Annotated in this window: 17 protein-coding genes; 6 read left to right on the top strand and 11 right to left on the bottom strand. The window is 73.3% G+C overall.

What is annotated here, in order from left to right; genetic code table 11:
* Positions 1–65: 65 nt before the first annotated feature.
* The 5 genes from Sco07f_RS00350 to Sco07f_RS00330 are packed head-to-tail and all read left to right on the top strand — an operon-like array spanning position 66 to position 4,371.
* Positions 66–563 (top strand): Lrp/AsnC family transcriptional regulator, encoded by a 498-nt coding sequence (locus Sco07f_RS00350; protein WP_007450106.1) that lies wholly within the window; start codon positions 66–68, stop codon positions 561–563.
* Positions 564–592: 29 nt separating this feature from the next.
* A complete protein-coding gene (locus tag Sco07f_RS00345; RefSeq protein ID WP_108986615.1) occupies positions 593–1,240 on the top strand; it encodes an ABC transporter permease in 648 nt (215 codons plus the stop codon).
* A 7-nt stretch (positions 1,241–1,247) separates the two neighbouring features.
* The gene (locus tag Sco07f_RS00340) at positions 1,248–2,522 is read left to right on the top strand and encodes a betaine/proline/choline family ABC transporter ATP-binding protein (protein ID WP_108986614.1); all 1,275 of its coding nucleotides are present in this window, start codon (positions 1,248–1,250) and stop codon (positions 2,520–2,522) included.
* The gene (locus tag Sco07f_RS00335; RefSeq protein WP_108986613.1) at positions 2,519–3,406 is read left to right on the top strand and encodes an ABC transporter permease; all 888 of its coding nucleotides are present in this window, start codon (positions 2,519–2,521) and stop codon (positions 3,404–3,406) included. Before Sco07f_RS00340 ends, Sco07f_RS00335 begins: the two co-directional genes overlap by 4 nt.
* Positions 3,403–4,371: a glycine betaine ABC transporter substrate-binding protein gene (locus Sco07f_RS00330; protein WP_108986612.1), complete on the top strand. Its 969-nt coding sequence runs from the start codon at positions 3,403–3,405 to the stop codon at positions 4,369–4,371. Before Sco07f_RS00335 ends, Sco07f_RS00330 begins: the two co-directional genes overlap by 4 nt.
* Before the next feature lie 13 nt (positions 4,372–4,384).
* On the opposite strand, the gene Sco07f_RS00325 is transcribed toward Sco07f_RS00330, so the two are convergent.
* The 7 genes from Sco07f_RS00325 to Sco07f_RS41205 all read right to left on the bottom strand — a co-directional run bounded on the left by Sco07f_RS00325 (position 4,385) and on the right by Sco07f_RS41205 (position 11,021).
* Positions 4,385–5,164, bottom strand: a complete 780-nt coding sequence (locus Sco07f_RS00325; protein ID WP_108986611.1) for a S16 family serine protease — start codon at positions 5,162–5,164, stop codon at positions 4,385–4,387.
* A 34-nt stretch (positions 5,165–5,198) separates the two neighbouring features.
* A complete protein-coding gene (locus Sco07f_RS00320) occupies positions 5,199–5,870 on the bottom strand; it encodes a hypothetical protein (RefSeq protein WP_108986610.1) in 672 nt (223 codons plus the stop codon).
* Positions 5,867–6,526 carry an IclR family transcriptional regulator gene (locus Sco07f_RS00315; RefSeq protein WP_007450095.1) on the bottom strand — a complete coding sequence of 220 codons (660 nt, stop codon included), beginning with the start codon at positions 6,524–6,526 and terminating at the stop codon, positions 5,867–5,869. The genes Sco07f_RS00320 and Sco07f_RS00315 overlap by 4 nt, the downstream gene beginning before the upstream one ends.
* 289 nt (positions 6,527–6,815) lie before the next feature.
* Positions 6,816–8,612 carry a DEAD/DEAH box helicase gene (locus Sco07f_RS00310; protein ID WP_087790755.1) on the bottom strand — a complete coding sequence of 599 codons (1,797 nt, stop codon included), beginning with the start codon at positions 8,610–8,612 and terminating at the stop codon, positions 6,816–6,818.
* Positions 8,613–8,791: 179 nt separating this feature from the next.
* Positions 8,792–10,270 carry an MFS transporter gene (locus Sco07f_RS00305; RefSeq protein WP_108986609.1) on the bottom strand — a complete coding sequence of 493 codons (1,479 nt, stop codon included), beginning with the start codon at positions 10,268–10,270 and terminating at the stop codon, positions 8,792–8,794.
* Entirely contained in the window at positions 10,267–10,707 is a 441-nt protein-coding gene (locus Sco07f_RS00300; RefSeq protein ID WP_369695747.1) for a WbqC family protein, read from the bottom strand. Before Sco07f_RS00300 ends, Sco07f_RS00305 begins: the two co-directional genes overlap by 4 nt.
* 44 nt (positions 10,708–10,751) lie before the next feature.
* Positions 10,752–11,021, bottom strand: a complete 270-nt coding sequence (locus Sco07f_RS41205) for a WbqC family protein (protein ID WP_369695746.1) — start codon at positions 11,019–11,021, stop codon at positions 10,752–10,754.
* A 311-nt stretch (positions 11,022–11,332) separates the two neighbouring features.
* Here Sco07f_RS41205 and Sco07f_RS00295 point away from each other — a divergent pair, with 311 nt between their 5' ends.
* Entirely contained in the window at positions 11,333–11,863 is a 531-nt protein-coding gene (locus Sco07f_RS00295; RefSeq protein ID WP_244941963.1) for a hypothetical protein, read from the top strand.
* Between the two features lie 118 nt (positions 11,864–11,981).
* On the opposite strand, the gene Sco07f_RS41200 is transcribed toward Sco07f_RS00295, so the two are convergent.
* The 4 genes from Sco07f_RS41200 to Sco07f_RS00275 all read right to left on the bottom strand — a co-directional run bounded on the left by Sco07f_RS41200 (position 11,982) and on the right by Sco07f_RS00275 (position 18,540).
* On the bottom strand, positions 11,982–12,620 hold the full coding sequence (locus Sco07f_RS41200) for an SUKH-4 family immunity protein (RefSeq protein WP_369695745.1): 639 nt from the start codon (positions 12,618–12,620) through the stop codon (positions 11,982–11,984).
* A gap of 162 nt (positions 12,621–12,782) precedes the next feature.
* The gene (locus Sco07f_RS00285; RefSeq protein WP_007450105.1) at positions 12,783–15,104 is read right to left on the bottom strand and encodes a xanthine dehydrogenase family protein molybdopterin-binding subunit; all 2,322 of its coding nucleotides are present in this window, start codon (positions 15,102–15,104) and stop codon (positions 12,783–12,785) included.
* Positions 15,101–17,650, bottom strand: coding sequence for a 2Fe-2S iron-sulfur cluster-binding protein (locus Sco07f_RS40345; protein ID WP_108986606.1), 2,550 nt, complete (start codon positions 17,648–17,650; stop codon positions 15,101–15,103). The genes Sco07f_RS00285 and Sco07f_RS40345 overlap by 4 nt, the downstream gene beginning before the upstream one ends.
* Complete coding sequence (locus tag Sco07f_RS00275; RefSeq protein ID WP_087790751.1) at positions 17,647–18,540, bottom strand: FAD binding domain-containing protein; 894 nt, start codon at positions 18,538–18,540, stop codon at positions 17,647–17,649. Before Sco07f_RS00275 ends, Sco07f_RS40345 begins: the two co-directional genes overlap by 4 nt.
* Positions 18,541–18,760 lie beyond the last annotated feature (220 nt).

Below are 18,760 nucleotides of genomic sequence, written 5' to 3'. Positions count from 1 at the left end.
GGTACGCCGGTGATGGCGGGCGATGTGTACAGGATGACCAGCCGAGAGGGTGAGGGGTGAGGGGCGTGGCGGGTACGGGCAACGGGATCGACCGGCTGGACGGGCGGATCATCGGTCTGCTGGCGCGGGAGCCGCGGATCGGGGTGCTGGAGATGTCCCGGCGGCTCGGGGTGGCGCGGGGCACCGCGCAGGCGCGGCTGGACCGGCTTCAGTCGAACGGAGTCATACGCGGCTTCGGTCCGGAAGTGGACCCGGCGGCGCTCGGCTACCCGGTGACCGCGTTCGCGACGCTGGAGATCCGGCAGGGCCAAGGCGCCGACGTACGGGCGCACTTGGCGACGGTGCCGGAGGTCCTGGAGCTGCACACCACGACCGGCACCGGGGACATGCTGTGCCGTCTGGTGGCCCGCTCGAACGCCGATCTCCAGCGGGTGATCGACCGGGTTGTCGGTTTTGATGGCATCGTCCGGGCCGCCACGGCGATCGTCATGGAGAACCCCGTTCCGCTGCGGATCATCCCGCTGGTGGAGCAGGCGGCCGAGGACAGCGGCGCACCCGGCTGAGCCCGGCCCGAACCCGGAGGTGAGCGGACGTGAACTTCTGGGACTTCCTGGGCAGCCGCCACCAGCAGCTGCTCGCCGACGCCTACCAGCACGCCAGCGCGGTCTTCCAGTGCATGGTCGTGGCGACCCTGATCGGGGTGCTGATCGGCGTTCTCACCTACCGCAGCGACTGGGCGGGGAACCTGGCGACCCTGACCACGTCGACCATCCTCACCATCCCGTCGCTGGCCATGATCGGCCTGCTCATCCCGATCGTGGGGCTCGGCGTGCCGCCGACGGTGACCGCGCTGACCCTGTACGGGCTGCTGCCGATCGTGCGGAACTCGATCGTGGGCCTGCGCGGGGTCGACCCGGCGCTGGTGGACGCGGCCAAGGGCATCGGGATGTCGCGTCCGGCCCGGCTGCTGCAGGTGGAGCTGCCGCTGGCCTGGCCGCCGATCCTGACCGGCATCCGGGTCTCGACGCAGATGCTGATGGGTATCGCGGCGATCGCCGCCTACGCCTCCGGACCGGGCCTCGGCAACGAGATCTTCCGCGGGATCGCCTCGCTGGGCAGCAAGAACGCGCTCAACCAGGTCCTCGCGGGCACGCTCGGGATCATCGTCCTGGCCCTGCTGTTCGACGCGGCGTACGTGCTGCTGGGACGGCTGACCATTCCGAGGGGGATCCGTGTCTGAGACATCCGTGTCCGGCTCCGTTTCCGACGACGGCCGCGGCGAGGCGTCCGGCGGCGCCACCGGGGCGACCATCGAGCTGGAGGCCCTCACCAAGCGCTACCCGGGCAATCCGCAGCCCGCCGTCGAGAACGTGTCGATGGAGATCAAGGCCGGGGAGACGGTGGTGTTCGTGGGCCCCTCGGGCTGCGGGAAGTCCACCACCCTCAAGATGATCAACCGGCTGATCGAGCCCAGCGGCGGACGCATCCGCATCAACGGCGAGGACGTCACCGACATCGACCCGGTGAAGCTGCGCCGCAAGGTCGGCTACGCGATCCAGTCCTCGGGTCTGTTCCCGCACATGACCGTCGCCCAGAACATCGCGCTGGTGCCGAGGATGACCGGCTGGTCGAAGTCCCGCATCCGCGCGCGGGTGGAGGAGATGCTGGACCTGGTCGGCCTGGACGCCGGGGAGTTCCACGGCCGCTATCCGCGCCAGCTGTCCGGCGGCCAGCAGCAGCGGGTGGGCGTGGCGCGGGCGCTGGCGGCCGATCCGCCGGTGCTGCTGATGGACGAGCCGTTCGGCGCGGTGGACCCGATCACCCGGGACCACCTCCAGGACGAGCTGATCCGGCTCCAGCGGGAGCTGCACAAGACGATCGTCTTCGTCACCCACGACTTCGACGAGGCGATCAAGATCGGCGACCGGATCGCGGTGCTGCGCGAACGCTCCCACATCGCGCAGTTCGACACTCCGGAGGCGATCCTCACCAACCCCGCCGACGACTTCGTGTCGGGCTTCGTGGGCGCGGGCGCGGCCCTCAAGCGCCTGAACCTGACCCGGGTACGGGACGTCGGCATCACCGACTACCCGACGGTGACCGTGGAGGACCCGCTCCAGCACATCTTCGCCCGGCTCAGGGAGTCGGGCACCAACGAGATCCTGCTCCTGGACCGGCGCGGGCGCCCCTACAAGTGGCTGCGGCGCGGCGACCTGATGCGGGCCAAGGGCTCGCTGGCGCGGGCCGGGACGCTGGTCCACGACACGGTGACCCGGGACGCGACGCTGCGGGACGCGCTGGAAGCGGTGCTCACCGACAACGCGGGGCGGGTCGCGGTCACCGGGCGGCGCGGCACCTACGAGGGCGTCGTCGACATGGAGACGCTGATGAACTCCGTGCAGGAGCTGCTGGAGGCCGACCGGCTCGACGCGCTGGAGCATCAGCACGACCTCGAGGAGACCCGGGCCACGCAGACGCACACCGAGCAGGAGGGCTTCGGCGGGGTCGGAGGCCGCGCGTGAGCGGCTCCTCCCGCCGCTCGCCCGGCGGCCGCCCCGCGGGAGAGCACGAGGTCAAGGGCCTCGCCTTCCGGGACGAGGGCGGTGGCGCGGGCGTCGACGAGGAGGAAGAGGCCGGGGCTCCCCCGCCGTCCCCTGCGGCCGCGGGCCCCCGGGTCGGCTGGCGCAAGCTGACCTTCCTGCCCGTCGTCCTGATCGCCGTACTGCTGGCGACCTGGCTGTGGTACCGGCAGGCGGACCTGGACGCGCTCAGCCGGAACGCCCTCGGCAACGGCCAGGTCACCAAGGCCCTGTGGCAGCACGTGCAGCTCACGGTGATCTCCACCTTCTTCGTGCTGATCATCGCGATCCCGCTGGGCATCCTGCTGACCCGCGGAGCGTTCCGGAAGGCCACCCCGTTCGCGATGGCGTTCGCCAACATGGGACAGGCGACCCCGGCGATCGGTCTGCTGGCGCTGCTGGTGATCTGGCTGGGCATCGGCCGCAGGGCGGCCCTGATCGGCATCATCATCTACGCCGTCCTGCCCGTGCTCTCCAACACCATCGCCGGCCTGAAGGCGAACGACCCGACGCTCCTGGAGGCGGCCCGCGGCATCGGCATGTCCCCGCTGGGCGTCCTGACCCGGGTCGAACTCCCGCTGGCCGTCCCGCTCATCCTGGCCGGTGTGCGCACGGCCCTCGTCCTGAACGTCGGCACGGCGACGCTGGCGACCTTCGGCGGCGGCGGTGGCCTGGGCGTGCTGATCACCACCGGCATCACCAGCCAGCGGATGCCGGTGCTGGTCCTCGGCTCGGTCCTCACCGTCGCCCTCGCCCTGCTGGTGGACTGGCTGGCGTCGCTGGCGGAACTGCTGCTGCGGCCGCGGGGGCTGGAGGTGGGGACATGAGGCGACGCTTCTGCTGGTCCCTTGCGGCGGTACTCCTTGCGGCTCCCGCCGGGTGCGGGCTGACCAGCGGCTCCCCGATGGTCGACGACGTGGAACCCGGCACCATCGGGAAGGGGAAGCCGCTGGAGGGGGCGGACCTGACGGTCACCTCGAAGGAGTTCACCGAGCAGCTGGTCCTGGGCGCGATCATGGGCATCGCCTTCGAGGCGGCGGGCGCGGAGGTGCTCGACCGCACCGGCATCCAGGGCTCGGTCGGCACCCGTGCGGCGGTGGAGAACGGCGACGCCGACGCCACGTACGAGTACACCGGCACCGCGTGGATCACGTACCTGGGCAACAGCAAGCCGATCCCCGACCCGGAGCAGCAGTGGAAGGCGGTGAAGGAGGCCGACGCGAAGAAGGGGCTGACGTGGCTGGAGCCGGCCCGCCTGAACAACACGTACGCGCTGGCGATGAACCAGGCCAACTACAAGAAGTACGGGACGAAGACCCTCTCGGAGGTCACCGCCCTGTCGAAGTCCGACCCCGGCGCGGTGACGCTGTGCGTGGAGGGCGAGTTCGCCAACCGCGCGGACGGGCTGCCGGGCCTGGAGAAGGCGTACGGCATGTCCATCCCGGCCGGGAACATCACGCAGATGGACACCGGCATCATCTACACCCAGACCGCGAAGGGCGCCTGCACCTACGGCGAGGTGTACACCACCGACGGGCGGATCAAGTCCATGAACCTGGTGGTGATGGAGGACGACAAGAAGTTCTTCCCGAACTACAACGCGGCGCCCATGGTCCGCACGGCCACCCTGAAGAAGTGGCCGGCGATCGCCTCCGTCCTCGACCCGGTCACCGAGGCGCTGACCAACGACGTCGCGCAGACCCTGAACGCGAAGGTCGACGTGGACGGCGAGGACCCGCACCAGGTGGCGCTGGACTGGATGAAGGAGAAGGGCTTCGTGAAGGAGGGCTAGCCGGGCGTGCCGCTCAGCAGGCGGGGACGTCGCCCTTCCCGCTCTCCAGCGCCTCGAGCGAGTCGACCGCGTCCTTGAGCGTCGTCACGGGGATCAGCCGCAGCCCCTCGGGCAGCTCGGCCCGCGCGTCCGAGCACTCCGCCTTCGGCACCAGGAAGACGGTGGCGCCGTCCCGCCGGGCGGCCTGCGTCTTGAGCGGCACCCCGCCGACGGGGCCGACCCTGCCGCCGTCGGTGATGGTCCCCGTCCCGGCGACGACCCTGCCGCCGGTCAGGTCCCCGGCGCCGAGCTTGTCGACGATGCCGAGCGAGAACAGCAGCCCGGCACTGGGCCCGCCGACGTCCTCGAGCCGCAGTTGCACGTCGACGTCGTCCTCGTCCATCCGGAGGTACCGGAGCGCGGCCGCGGTCGCCGAGTCCTGCGACTCCTTCATCTGCTCCTGGTTGTACTCCTCGATCTCGCTCACGTCGTCGCCGCTCGGATAGACGGCGTCGCGCGGCATCACGGCCCGGTCCGTGTCGAACCAGCTGCTCAGCACGTCCCCGAGGTGAATGCTCGCGTCCGGCCCGGTCGCCTCGATCGTCGTCATCCGCAGCTGACCGCTGGTGTCGTGCGTCGGCGCACCGCTGACCGTGATCACCTCGTCCCCCTGGTTCTTCCCCAGCACGTCGGCCGTCAGCCCGGGCTGCGCCACGGAGAACGGCAGCGGCGCGAACACGGCGGTCGCGAGCAGCGCCACGACGGGCAGACCGCAGACGGCGAGAAACTGGGGACGCGTGAGACGAGAGAGCACGGAGTCAATCTAACGTGCGCCTGGTGGCAGCGGCTCAGCCGTCTCCTGCGGCACCCTGTGGGTTCACGTGCACCGCCAGCCAGCGGAACTCTCCGCCGGGGCCGTCCTGTCCGGAGTACGGCTCCCACTCGAGAGAGTAGGCACCCGTCAAGGTGCAGGTGTTCGGCTCGTACGTCCCCTCGGCCCAGAGCAGCGTTCCGGTGAGCTCACGTCCCTCGTGGATCCTGAACTCGTGGTCCCGGGTGCGCCGACGGCCGGCGGGCGGTGGCGTCCACAGGGACGGCTCGTTCGTCAGCATGAGCGCGAGACCGTCCTGCCCGGACCGCCCGCAGAACCGCTCCAGCCTGGCTATGTCGCGCACGAAATGCAGTCGGGCGAGGTCGGTGGCCCCGTGCGCCTTCAGGATGTAGTCCTCGGCCGGTGTGCCGGCCGTGCCGGTCCAGTCCCGGGTGAAGTACTTGAACTCCACGGCGGTTCGCGCGGCCGGCCCGATGCACAGCAGATCCAGGTACTCGGCTCTCCCCGGCCTCCGCCGGGGAACCTCGAGCCGGGACTCCACCTCCGGTGCCGTCTCCCACAGCACGCGGGCAAAACTGTGCTGGAGATCGGCCTCCGAGTGGAAGACCGGCCGGTGCCCGCGCAGCAGCGCCATGACCTCGTGCAGCGGGGCCTGCCCGGCGATGCTCCCCCCTGCACGGGGCGTCACCGCAGCGCCTCCGCCACCTCGCGGGCCGCGTGCATCACGCGTTCGCCGACGCGCTCCGGGACGACGTCCGCCAGCATGACCACGCCGACGCTGCCCTCCACGCCCGTGACGCCGAGGAGGGGGGCCGCCGCGCCGCAGGCGCCGGCCTCCAGTTCGCCGTGGGTGAGGGTGTAGCCGGGGTCGTCCGCGTTCTCGTCGGCGGGCCGGGGTGGCCGGCGGGCGGCCAGGATCGCCTTGCCGGCGGCGCCCCGTTCCAGGGGGTGGCGGAAACCGGCGCGGTAGGCGACGTGGTAGTCGGTCCAGGTCGGCTCGACGACGGCCACGGCCAGCGCCTCGGCGCCGTCCACCAGCGTGAGGTGGGCCGTCGCTCCTATGTCCTCCGCCAGCGAGCGCAGGGCCGGCATCGCCGCCTCGCGGACCAGGGGGTGCACCTGGCGGCCCAGGCCGAGCACCCCGAGGCCGACGCGGGCGCGGCCGCCCAGGTCGCGGCGTACGAGTGCGTGCTGCTCCAGCGTGGCGAGCAACCGGTACACGACGGTCCGGTTGACGCCCAGTTTGTGGGAAAGCTCGGTGACGGTCAGCCCGTGGTCCGTATCGGCCAGCAGTTTGAGGACCCGCAGTCCCCGGTCGAGCGTCTGGGAGGTCTCCGCGGTCACGACGCCCACTCCTTAGTGGTGAGGTCGGCGGCGCTCCTCGCGGATGTGCGTCACCGAGTCCCGTCAGCGACGCGCTTGAGAGGCCGCCGATCGGCTGACGGCCCGGCGTTGTCGCGGGCCCAGTCGCTTCACGGCTGCGCTCCGCGGCGGCGCTGCCACGGGGCGTGTGCGTAGCGGGACAGTAACGACCAGGTCCGCTCAGCGGAAGGCTCCGTCCAGAATCCGGGCGCCAACCGTTATCGACTGCCTGTTTTTGTCCCTATACGTGCGCCACACGCCCGCGGCGGCGTCATTTCATGCGCGTCGCCCACTCCTGCACCTTGGCGATGCGCTGGCGCAGCTGGCCGCCGGTCGCCTCGGCGCTGGGCGGGCCGCCGCACACGCGGCGCAGCTCGGTGTGGATGACCCCGTGCGGCTTGCCGCTCTGGTGGACGTAGGCGCCGACCATGGTGTTGAGCTGCTTGCGCAGCTCCATCAGCTCCTTGTGGGAGACCACCGGACGGCGGTCGGCGGGCAGTTCGAGCAGGTCGGCCTCTTCGTCGGGCTTCTTGCGGCTGTGCGCGATCTGCCGGGCCTGCCGCTTCTGGAGCAGCATCTGCACCTGGTCGGGCTCCAGCAGCCCCGGGATGCCGAGGTAGTCCTGCTCCTCCTCACTTCCCGGGTGGGCCTGCATGCCGAACTCGGCACCGTTGTACATGACCCGGTCGAAGGTGGCCTCGGACTCCAGCGCCTCGAAGGAGAACTGCTCCTGCTCGCCGGTGTCCTCGTCCTGTTCCCGGTTCGCCTCGTCCATCTCCTTCTCGGACTCGGCGTAGGGGTCCTCCTCGCCCTCCTTCTTGGGCTTGTCGAGGACGTGGTCCCGTTCGCGCTCCATCTCGTTGGCGAAGGTGAGCAGGTCGGGCACGGTGGGGAGGAAGACGGAGGCGGTCTCGCCGCGGCGGCGGGAACGCACGAAGCGGCCGACGGCCTGGGCGAAGAAGAGCGGCGTGGAGATGGTGGTCGCATAGACGCCGACCGCGAGGCGGGGGACGTCGACGCCCTCGGACACCATGCGGACGGCGACCATCCAGCGGTCGGTGCTCGCGCTGAACGTGTCGATGTTCTTGGAGGCGCCGGTGTCGTCGGACAGGACGACGGTGGCCTTGTCGCCGGTGATCTCGCGGATCAGCTTGGCGTAGGCGCGGGCGGAGTCCTGGTCGGCGGCGATGACGAGGGCACCGGCGTCCGGGATCGCCTTCCTGACCTCGGTGAGCCGCTGGTCGGCGGCGCGCAGCACGGCGGGCATCCACTCGCCGCGCGGGTCGAGGGCGGTGCGCCAGGCCTGGCTGACGGCGTCCTTGGTCATCGGCTCGCCGAGCCGGGCCGCGATCTCGTCGCCCGCCTTCGTGCGCCAGCGCATGTTGCCGCTGTAGCTCATGAAGATGACGGGGCGCACGACGCCGTCGGAGAGCGCGGAGCCGTACCCGTAGGTGTAGTCGGCGGCGGAGCGGCGGATGCCGTCGTTGCCCTCCTCGTACGCCACGAAGGGGATCGGGTTGGTGTCGGAGCGGAACGGCGTGCCGGTGAGCGCGAGGCGGCGGGTGGCCGGCTCGAACGCCTCCAGGCACGCCTCGCCCCAGGACTTGGAGTCACCGGCGTGGTGGATCTCGTCGAGGATGACGAGGGTCTTGCGCTGCTCGACGCGGTTGCGGTGCAGCATGGGGCGCACGCCGACGCCGGCATAGGTGATGGCGATGCCCTGGTACTCGCGGCTGAGCGGGCCCGCGCTGTACTCGGGGTCCAGCTTGATCCCTATCCGCGCCGCGGCCTCGGCCCACTGCTTCTTCAGGTGCTCGGTCGGCGCGACGACGGTCACCTGCTGCACGACGTGGTGGTGCAGCAGCCAGGACGCCAGCGTCAGCGCGAAGGTCGTCTTTCCGGCGCCGGGCGTGGCGACGGCCAGGAAGTCCCGGGGCTGGTCCTGGAGGTACTTCTCCATCGCCCCCTGCTGCCAGGCCCGCAGCTTGCCGGCGGTGCCCCAGGGGGCACGGCCGGGGAAGGCCGGGGACAGGTGGTGCGAGGTGCTGGAGCTGGCGGTGGTAGTCACGGTCTCCGAAGGGGGTAGAGCGGCTCGGCCACGTATGACAACCGGGCCACCCTACCGGCGGCCAGACGTGATCAACGCGCGCACGGGGGCGGGTCACCCCCGGGTGGGACGGACGTCACAACGGCCCCGGCGGATCGTCCACGGCTCACCGCTCCCGCAGCCGGGTCGCCACCCACGGCTCACTTCTCCCGCAGCCGCGTCGCCACCCACGCCCCCGCCAGCGCCACCGCCGCCATCGGCAGGAACACCGCCGCGAAGGCCGCCGGGTGGGAGCCGGCCGCCCCGCCGCCCCCGGTGGCCGCGTGGCTCACCGTGCCGCCGCCGAGGGCCGCGAAGGCCGCACCGCCGGCCGACAGCAGGACGACGTTGGACAGGCCGTCGGAGATCTGGAGGGCGGCGGAGTTGGCACCGGCCTCCTCGGGGGCGGAGAGCCTGAGCAGGAGCACGCTGGTGGAGGAGATCACCAGGCCCATGCCGAAGCAGCCGAAGCCCCAGGCGACGGCCACCGTCCAGGCCGGTACGGCGTCGATCAGCACGCTCGGCGCCGTGGCGACGGCCGCCGCGACCAGCACCATGCCGAGGCTCATCAGGCGCTCCCGGTGCGCTTCCAGACGCGGCCGGGACTGCAACCAGGAACCGCCGGCCCAGGTCGCGCCGCCCGCCGCCAGGGAGAGCCCGGCGAGGGTCGGGCTGAGCCCGCGCTGGGTGACCAGCATCAGCGGGACGAAGGACTCGGCGGCGATGAAGGACCCCGCGGCCACGCCGCGCAGCAGGACCACGGAGGGCAGGCCGCGCGCCGCCCGGTAGGTGCCGCGCGGCAGCAGCCCGAGCACGGCGGGGACGAGCAGCGCCACGCCCGCCGCACCCGGCAGCAGGGAGACCGGGCTCAGGTCCTGGGCGGCGTACTGGAGCAGCCCCGCGCCCAGCGAGATGGCGAGGGCGAGACGGATGCGGCGGCGGTCGAAGGACGCCGGGGCGTCCCCTTCCCCGACGGGACCCGCCGCGCGGCTGCGTATCTGCGGCAGCGCGAGGGCCAGCGGGACGACCACCAGCACCGGGATGCCGACGAAGACCCAGCGCCAGCCGAGGTGCTCGGTCACCGCGCCGGATGCCAGCGGGCCGACGACGGACGGGACGACCCAGCCCGCCGCGAACGCCGCCATGATCGCGGGCCGCAGCCGCTCCGGGTAGGCCCGCCCGACGACGACGTACAGCGCGACGATCACGAGCCCGCCGCCGAGCCCCTGCACGGCCCGCCCCAGGATGAACAGCCACATCGCCCCTGCCGTACCCGACAGCACCAGCCCGGCCGCGAAGGCGGCGATGCCGGTCGTCAGCGGCGCCAGCGGGCCGCGCCGGTCCGACCACTGACCGGAGAGCACCATCCCGAACAGGCTGGTGGTGAAGTAGCCCGAGAACGCGAACGCGTAGAGCGACACCCCGTCCAGCTCCCGCGCCGCCACCGGCATCGCGGTGCCGACCGCCGTCGCCTCGAAGGCGATCAGCACGATGACGGAGACGATGCCGATGCTCAGCGCCCGGTAGGCACGGCTCAGCACGGTCTCGTCGGGGGCGGCGGGAGCGGCGGCTCCGCCGGTACCGGCGGAGGGCTCGGCGGGGACCGCGACATCGGTGTCACGGGACTCAGGGACGGTCATGGTCGCCAGAGTAAGGGCCACGACCCGCGTTGACCCCTGTCGGGAGACGGTAGGGGACCGGGACCTTGGTCGTACGACCTGTTGGTCGGCAAGCGGGCAGCCACGTCGTGTGGGCCGAGTTCCGCCACGGCCGACAGCGCACTGAGCCTTCGGCCGGAAGACCAGATGCTGGTCGTCGGCAGCTGGAACGGCATGACGGCTACACCCTCGGCGGTGAACGTGGCCAGATCGAGGTAGGTCATTCCGCCGGTCCCGCACGTGTACGCGCGGGCGCTGGTTACGGCACAGAGGTCGGCGAGCCGTTGAGAGCGCCCCGGCCGGGAGGGCAGATCGCTGCTGCCCAGGACTTGGCCCTGCCAGCCGAGCAGGCCCAGCGACAGGCGGGTGAAGACCGTGGCGACGGCGGCGATTCTGCCCGTGTCCAAGGCGTCCAGCACCTTGTCCTGCAGTTGGGCGAGGGCCGGCCAGCGCGGGCCGGCTCCTAGTACTGGCGCAGCGTCCCCACGGTCTTCCGGCGGGCCCGGCCGGGGTCGACGATCAACGCGTCCCGAATGAGGGGCGGCCTGCCTTGGGGAAGACGGGTGGGGACGCTGCGCCACTGCCGACGGCCCGGTGCATCGAGGGCGCCGAGGCGTGCTCGGTGCTGGTAGTCGCGGCGGGCGAACTGCACGTCGTCCAGGACGATCCAGTAGTCCGCCGCGAACAGCTTGGCCAGTCTCGGGGACAGGCTGGGCTGGTGAATCGTTCGCACAGCCCGCCCGGTTCCGGCAGGTCAGGAGGCGATGAGACGGCTGGTGCAGCCGCCCCGGATGAGAGATTCGTACGCCCCACGCACGTCCTCGGGGACTTCATGCTCGATGGCGAGTCCGAGCTTCGGTGAACGCAGCTCCCAGGAGCGAGGTCCGGCCCGCTCGGGCGTTCAGCCGATGAGGGACGGGTAGGGAGAGGTACAGCGGGTCGGTCACTGGAGGGGTGATGTTGAGCGTTGTGATCTCCGTGCTCGCAGTGCTTGTTTCCCTGGGGTCGCTGGGGGTCGCGTATGCATCCAGTCGGCGCTCTCACATGCCCGTGCTGCAGTTCATGTGGGAGAGCGCGCAGTCCGGGTCCGACGGCCCGAAGTGGTGGCTCGTCAACGTGGGGACAGGACCCGCGACCAACATCGTGGTGGCGCAGGCTGAGAAGACCGGGCTCAAGCGGGGCCTCGGCGGTGAGGTGTGGTACAACCCGGTGCTCGTGCCGTCGATACCGGCCGGGGGAAGGCTGGCGCTCACGTGGCTCGGCGGGACCATGGGGCTGAACTGCGGTTTGGGAGCAAGCTACACCGATGTCGAGCGGCACTTCTACACGACCAAGTGCGGGGACGACGTCTCCATGTTCTTCAGCGGGCTGCACCTGCCGCGTTGGCCACTGTTGAAAATGAGCGGGAACAAGGCTGTGAAGACATGGTGGGGTGTGGAGGATCTGTCCGGTCCCCGATGGTCTCCGGCCGGGTCGGAACACTCCAGGCGGCGCTGGTGGCTTGCCCGGCGTTTCGGGCTGTCCCGCCGGATGGGGGGTTGGGCGGACCCCGTGCTCTCCTACCGGCCGCGGTGAGCATCCCGTTCTCGGTCGCTGCACGTGCCAGGAGGACGACTCAGGTAACCGCGGTGGACGGCGCCACGATCCTCGTCGTGCTGTGAGGTGTCCCTGGCAAGCAGCCTGGCCCGTCGAGTCAGCCTTCCAACCGCCCCGACCTGCGCAGCGCCCAGAGGGTGAGGGCCAGGGCGGAAATGTCCGCCACCAAGGGGTGGAGGGTGCCGTCGGGTGTCCTCCAGGTCAGGACGGTGCCCGTCGTGCCGTCAACGACCACGTGGGCGCCGTCCCTCAGTCGTCCCAGGCGCACAAGGCGCTCCGCCGCGGCGGGGAGCGGGTGGCCGGGGTGCTCCTCGCCGTACTCCGCCAGCGTCGGCAGCGGCAGGTCTTCCGTGTCGAGGCGGAAGGGGTGGGCGTCCTCGGGCAGGCCCGTCTCGCGCAGGAAGCGGCGGGTGGGCTCGTGGGTGAGGGTCCTCGGGAAGTCGATGTCCTCGAAGCGGGTCACGCCGTGACGGCCGAACTCCCGGTCCAGGAAACGGGGCGGCAGGTCCTGCGGGGCTCCGGGCGCCGTGCGGTGGCCCACGGCCAGGAGCAGGCAGCTCATCAGGGCCGACGTGTTCCACAGGGACGGCCGCTCGCAGCTCCCCGGGGAACGGCGGGAGGCGCCGTCCTCCACCGTCGTCGCGAGGCGGACCCGGGTCAGCAGCGAGGGGACCGGCGTCCAGGCGTCCGCCGTCGCGTCCCGCATCGTCGTCGTACCGCCGGTGACCGCGTGCATCGTCTCCCCCGGGAATGTGTGGCCGTGCGCGGGCCGGCGGCTGCCGTTCGCGCTCCTTCGGAGACTACGTGCCACCACTGACAACGCCCCCCGCGCACCGACCCGTTCGCCCTGTAGGACGCGTGCGGGCCGTCCCGCGTTGCCTCGCGTGTGCGCGGCGGCTCAGGTGCCCGTGGCCACGGCTGCCTGGGGGCGGATCGGGAGGCGGTTGACCGGGCGGCCCGTGGCCGCGCGTACGGCGGAGGCGACGGCCGCCGGGGAGGCCACCACCGGGACCGCGCTGACGGCCTTGGCGCCGAAGGGGGCGACCACGTCGCGTTCCTCGACGAGCTTCACGATCCGGATGTCGGGGGTGTCGAGGGCCGTCGGGAGGGCGTAGCCGGTGAGGTCGGGGTGGCGGATCAGGCCGCGCGGGGTGCGGAGGTTCTCCGTGAGCGCGATGCCGACGCCCTGGGTGACGCCCGCCTCGATGCGGGCGGTCAGCTGGGCCGGGTTCAGGACGCGGCCCACGTCCTGGGCGACGGCCAGTTCCACGACCCGGACGGAACCGATCTCGATGTCCACGTCGACCACCGCGCGGATCGCGCAGAAGGCCATGCCGACGAACGCGTCGCCCTGCCCCGCCTCGTCCAGCGGCTCGGTCGGGTGCGGGCGGCACTGGGCGGTGGCCCACAGTTCCTTGCCGTCCAGCGCCTCGGCGACCGTCGTCGACAGCACGCCGTCGTACGAGGTGATCTTGCCGTCGGCGATCTGGAGCAGCTCCGTGGACATGCCGAACTGGTGGGCCAGGGGCTGGAGGAGCTGGGTGCGGACCATCTTGGCCGCACGTTCGACCGCGCCGCCCGACACCCAGGTGTGGCGGCCGCGGCAGCCGGCGCCGGCCGGGGGCTGGTCGGTGTCGACGGGGGCCACGTGGACCTCGTCCACGCCCAGCGTCTCCTGGACGATCTGCCGGGCCAGGGTGGTGAAGCCCTGGCCGGTCTCGACGGCCGCGCACAGCACCGTCGCCACGCCGTCCTGGACCTTCACGGTGGCCGTGGAGACCTCGTCGGCGCCCTCGGCGCCCAGCATGTGCACCATGCCGATGCCGTAGCCGACGCCCCGGCGCACCGCGCCCGGTTCGCCCGCGCCCTCGGGGCCGCCGGGCAGCAGCCACTCGTCCTCGGGCGTGTCCTTCGGGAGGTCGGGGAGGGGGAAGTCGCGGACCGCCTGGAGGAGTTCGGCGACGGGGGCGGGACACGTGACCGTCTGGCCGGTGGGGAGCACGTCGCCGGTGGCCAGGACGTTGCGCAGCCGCACCTCGGCCGGGTCCAGGCCGAGCTTCCTGGCGACCTTGTCCATCTGCGCCTCGTACGCGGCGCACACCTGCATCGCGCCCTCGCCGCGCACATGGCCGGAGGGCGGGTTGTTGGTGCGCACCGCCCAGCCCTCGATGAAGGCGTTGGGGACGACGTACGGGCCGCAGGCGAAGGCCACCGCGGCGGCCAGGGCGTCCGAGGAGGTGTCCGCGTAGGCGCCCGCGTCGAGGAGGATCTGCGCCTCGACCTTGACGATCCGGCCCTCGGCGTCCGCGTGGTGGCGGTAGCGCAGGAGGGTGGGGTGGCGGTGGGTGTGCCCGAGGAAGGACTCCTCGCGCGTGGCGGTCAGTTTCACCGGGCAGCCGGTCTTCAGCGCCAGCAGGCCGAGCGGCAGCTGGAAGCCCTGGTCCTCGCGGTCGGCGGTGGCGCCCGGCACCCCGGTGACGACGATCTTCACCTGTTCGGGGGACAGGCCGTAGCAGGCGGCGGCGATGTCGCGGTCGCCGTGCGGGTCGGTGGAGGCCAGGTACAGCTCCACGCCGCCGTCGGGGCGCGGTACGGCCAGACCGGCCTCGGCTCCTATGGGGGCCGGGTCCTGGCGGCCGATGCGGTACAGGCCCTCGACGACGACCTCGCCGGCCGCCTCCGGGTCGCCGTGGCGCAGTGGGATGTGCCGGATCAGGTTGCCGTCCGGGTGCAGCGGCTCGGCCTCGAAGGCCTGCTCCGGGTCGGTCACCGGGTCGAGCACCTCGTACTCGACGATGACGGCGGCGGCGGCCATCCGCGCGGTGTCCGGGTGGTCGGCGGCGACGGCGGCGAGGGGCTCGCCGTGGTGGCGTACGACGTCGGAGGCGAACACCGGGCGGTCGGCGTGGGCGCCGCGGCCGTGCAGAGGGGTGCCGGGCACGTCCTCGTGGGTGACGACCGCCCGTACGCCGGGCATCTCGCGCGCGTGGGTGGTGTCGATGGACACGATGCGCGCGTGCGGGTGCGGTGAGCGCAGTACGGCCGCCCACAGCAGGCCCTCGGCCCACAGGTCGGCGGCGTACGGGAAGGTGCCCTCGGTCTTGGCGCGGGCGTCGGCGGGCGGCAGGGACGCGCCGAGGCCGTGCGGGATCGGTTCGGGGACGGGGGTGGCCGCCTCGGCGGTTCCCTCGGCCTCCGCAGTCGCGGCGTCGTTGCTCACGCGTGGCCTCCGTCCTGGCCGTGGTTGTCGTGGTCGCCGTGGTCGCCGTACGGCGGCGGGTCGTGCGGTCCTGTCGCGTCCCGTGCGTCCGGCGGTGGCTGGGGTTCGAACGCCGACGGGTTGACGCCGCCCGCGCCCGGCCCCGCCTGGTGCGGGATGCGCGGCTCGTCGGCCTCCGGGCCCGCCTGCGCGTCGTCGGCGTGCGCCTCGCGTTCGGCGACGACCTCCTGGACGGCCTCCAGGACGCCCCGGTAGCCGGAGCAGCGGCACAGGTTGCCGCACAGGGCCTGGCGGGCCTCCAGCTCGGTCGGGGCCGGATTGCCCTCCAGGAGGTTGTGCACGGTCATCGCCATGCCGGGCACGCAGAAGCCGCACTGCACCGCGCCGCGCCGGGCGAGCGCCCGCTGCACGTCCGACGGCCGTCCGTCGGTGGCCAGGCCCTCGACCGTACGCACCTCGCTGTTGGCCGAGGTCACGGCCGGGACCAGGCAGGAGGCGACGAGCCGTCCGTCGACCTGCACGTTGCAGGCGCCGCACTCGCCCTGCGAGCAGCCGTCCTTGGCGCCCGCGAGGCCGAGCCGCTCGCGCAGCACGTACAGCAGCGACTCGCCGATCCAGGCGTCGGTGACGGGCCGGTCGGCGCCGTTGACGCGCAGCACGTAGGAGGCGAGGGGGTGCTCCTCCTGCGGGCCGGCGGGAGCCGGCGGCTCCTCGGCGGCGGTGACGGGGACGGGGGCGGGAACCGCCTCGGGGTCGGCCGGGTCGGTACGGGTCTCGTCGGTGCCGGTGCCGGTGCCCGTGCCCGTGTCGGCGTCGGCGTCGGGTGCGTCCGGGTCCGCGTCCGCGGGGCCGGTTCCGTCGCCGGCCGGGTCGTCGGGCCGCGGCCGCGCTTCTCCGGGTGCCCGCGCGGGCTCGGGTGCGTGGTCCGGACCGGGGGCCGGCGCGGGGCCCGCCAAGGGGGCCTCGGCGGCCTCCGGGCCGGATCCGCCCAGCGCCTCGTCGCCGGAGTGCGCGGAGTGCTCTGCGGGGCCCTCAGGGGCCTCCTCGGCCCCAACCGGCTCGTCGTCGACCGTCTCGGCCGCACGGGCAGGACCGGATGCCGCCACGGTCGTCCCGTCGGCGGGGGCGGAGGCGTACGGACCTGCGTCGGGGCCGGGTCCGGGCACGCCCTCCACGGAACCGGGCTGCTGCCCGCCGTCGGCGTGGCCGGACACCTGCGGTCCCCCGGCAGGGCCGGGCCCGGGCACGCCGCCGTCGGCGGAGGCCGGCGGGTGGGTGCCCCGGGCGGAGGACGCGTGCGGAGCCCCGGCGAGGCCGGTGCCGTGCGGATCTCCGACGGAACCGGACCCGTCCACGCCGTCGGCGGAACCGGGCGCGTGCAGGCCGTCGGCGGCGTCGGACCCGTACGGGCCCCCGTCCGGGCCGTGGCCGTGCGGCTCCCTGGCGGGACCGGGTGCGTGCCTGCCCTCGGCGGAGCCCGGCGCGTGCAGGCCGTCGGCGGCGTCGGACCCGTACGGGCCCCCGTCGGGGCCGGGACCGTGCGGCTCCCCGGCGGGACCGGGTGCATGCGGGACTTCGGCGGAGCCGGGCCCGTGCGGGCCTCCGGCCGGACGCTCCTCGCCGCCCGGGACGGGCCGTGTCGCGTCGTCGCCCCACGGCCGGCCGTCGGGCCGGGCCGACGGTGCGTCGGTGTCCGGCCCGCTCTCCCCCGGGCCGTCGCCCCAGGGCCGGCCGGCCGGCTGCGTCGCCCAGGGCGCGGGGGCGCCGCCGGGGAGGGTGGCCGGGGCGCCGGTGCCCCACTGCTCGGCCAGCGACGACGTGGTGAACTCGCCCGACTCGTCCGGCAGATCGCCGCCGGCGACGGGGATGGACCACTGTCCCGTCACGTCCTGGCCGGACGCGGGCGGGACCGCCTCGGCGTCCGCCCCGGGGTGCGCGACGGACGAAGTCTGCGACGGCTGCGGGAAGTCCCACCGCCCGGTGGCCCCGGGCTGGTAGGCGAACCGGTCGTCCTGCCCGGGGACGCCCTGCCCGGCGTGCGTCCCGTAGGGCGCCGTCCCGCCGTACGGGTCCTCGTGGGCGGCGTAGGCGTCGTACCCCTGCTGGGCGGCGGGCTCCTGACCCGCCTCCGGGGACTGCCACTGGGTGCCGTCCACGGGCGCGGACGGTGCCGTCGGCATCGCCCAGGAGCCGGTGGCGGCCGGGTCGGTGCCCGCGGGGCCGGCGGACGTGACCGTGATCTGGGGCGGCACATAGCCGTGCCCGGGCGCGGCGAGCGGGCTGTCGGAGGAGGCGAGGAGCGCGTCCACGCCGCCCTCGGGGAGTTTCACGAAGGCGGTGGCGCCGTCGTCGTAGTCGCCCTGGGGCAGCGGGTCCCAGCGTCCGCCGCTCGGCGGCGTGCCCCCCGTCTGCCGAGCGTCGTGCCGGGCGTCGTACTGATCTCCGTACTGGTCGCCGTACTCGTCGCCGTATGCGTCGCCGTGCTGGTCGCCGTATGCGTCGCCGTGCTGGTCGCCGTATGCGTCGCCGTGCTGGTCGTCGGTCACGACAGTGCCCTCCCCAGTGCTCGTCGGGCCAGCGCGGCGACGGTGCGCCGCAGGTGCAGTACCGCGGGCGGCAGTGGCGGCACGGAGCCGTCCTCGGCCGGGGGCTCGTCGGGGATGCAGGCCGCGGCGACGTACTCGCCGAAGCCGTGCAGCGCCTCCGGGACGACGGCGCGGCCGTTGTCCCAGTCGATGAGCGAGGCCACCCACTGCTCGGCCTCCAGGGGCCGCAGCGGCATCGGCGCGATGGCGCCCACCGCGCACCGGACGCCGCGCCGGGCCGGGTCGAGGACCAGCGCCACGGAGGCCGTCGCGCGGCCGGGGCCGGTGCGGCCGGTGGCCTTGAGGAAGACCTGCGGCGCGTGCAGCAGCGGCACGCGCACGTAGCCGATCAGCTCGCCCGCGCGGAGCATCTCCATGCCGGCCAGCAGGTGCGAGACCGGCACCTCCCGCCGGGCCCCGTCCGGGCCCGCGATGATCAGCGTCGCCTCCAGCGCGGCGAGCACCGGCAGCGCGTCCCCGGTGGGGGCGGCCGAGGCGATGTTGCCGCCCAGGGTCCCCGCGTTGCGGATCTGCGGCGGTCCGGCGGCGCGCGCGGCGGCGGCGAGCGCCGGGATGAGCGCGGCGAAGTCGGGGCGGCCCATACGGGCGTGGGTGAGGCCCGCGCCGAGCAGGGCGTGCCCGTCCTGGTACTGCCAGCCGCGGATCTCGCTGATCCGGCCGAGGCCCACCAGCGCGGCGGGTCTGAGCTGCCCGGAGTTGACGGCCGCCATCAGGTCGGTGCCGCCCGCCACCGGGACGGCCGCGGGCATCGCGGCGAGCGCCGCCACGGCCTCGTCCAGTGTCGTGGGCAGCGTGACGGCCTGCGCCGCCTGCGGTGCGTGCGTGGTCAAACCGACTGCCCCTTCCCGCTGTCCCACCTGGTCCCGCCCATGTGGCCGTACCGTACGGCCTGACAGGGCGGACGTGGCAACTCTGGCACATCTTCGCAGGGCCCGAACGCACGGGTCCGCTAGGAGGCATTCGCCCACCTCGTCGACGGGATGGTCCGTTTTCACACGGGATCTCCGGCGATCGGTGCTACGCGCGATGCGCACGAGTTGCCACTCTTCG

Origin of the sequence: Streptomyces coelicoflavus (assembly GCF_003112555.1) — a bacterium.
GTDB classification, from domain to species: domain Bacteria; phylum Actinomycetota; class Actinomycetes; order Streptomycetales; family Streptomycetaceae; genus Streptomyces; species Streptomyces coelicoflavus.
This window is presented reverse-complemented; position numbering and strand designations above follow the sequence as displayed.

What these genes read in the sequence shown, in the direction of transcription:
- Sco07f_RS00330 (WP_108986612.1), top strand. Translation starts at nt 3,403, where the DNA reads ATGAGGCGACGCTTCTGCTGGTCCCTTGCGGCGGTACTCCTTGCGGCT.
- Sco07f_RS00305 (WP_108986609.1), bottom strand. Translation starts at nt 10,270, where the DNA reads ATGACCGTCCCTGAGTCCCGTGACACCGATGTCGCGGTCCCCGCCGAG.
- Sco07f_RS00295 (WP_244941963.1), top strand. Translation starts at nt 11,333, where the DNA reads ATGCCCGTGCTGCAGTTCATGTGGGAGAGCGCGCAGTCCGGGTCCGAC.
- Sco07f_RS41200 (WP_369695745.1), bottom strand. Translation starts at nt 12,620, where the DNA reads ATGCACGCGGTCACCGGCGGTACGACGACGATGCGGGACGCGACGGCG.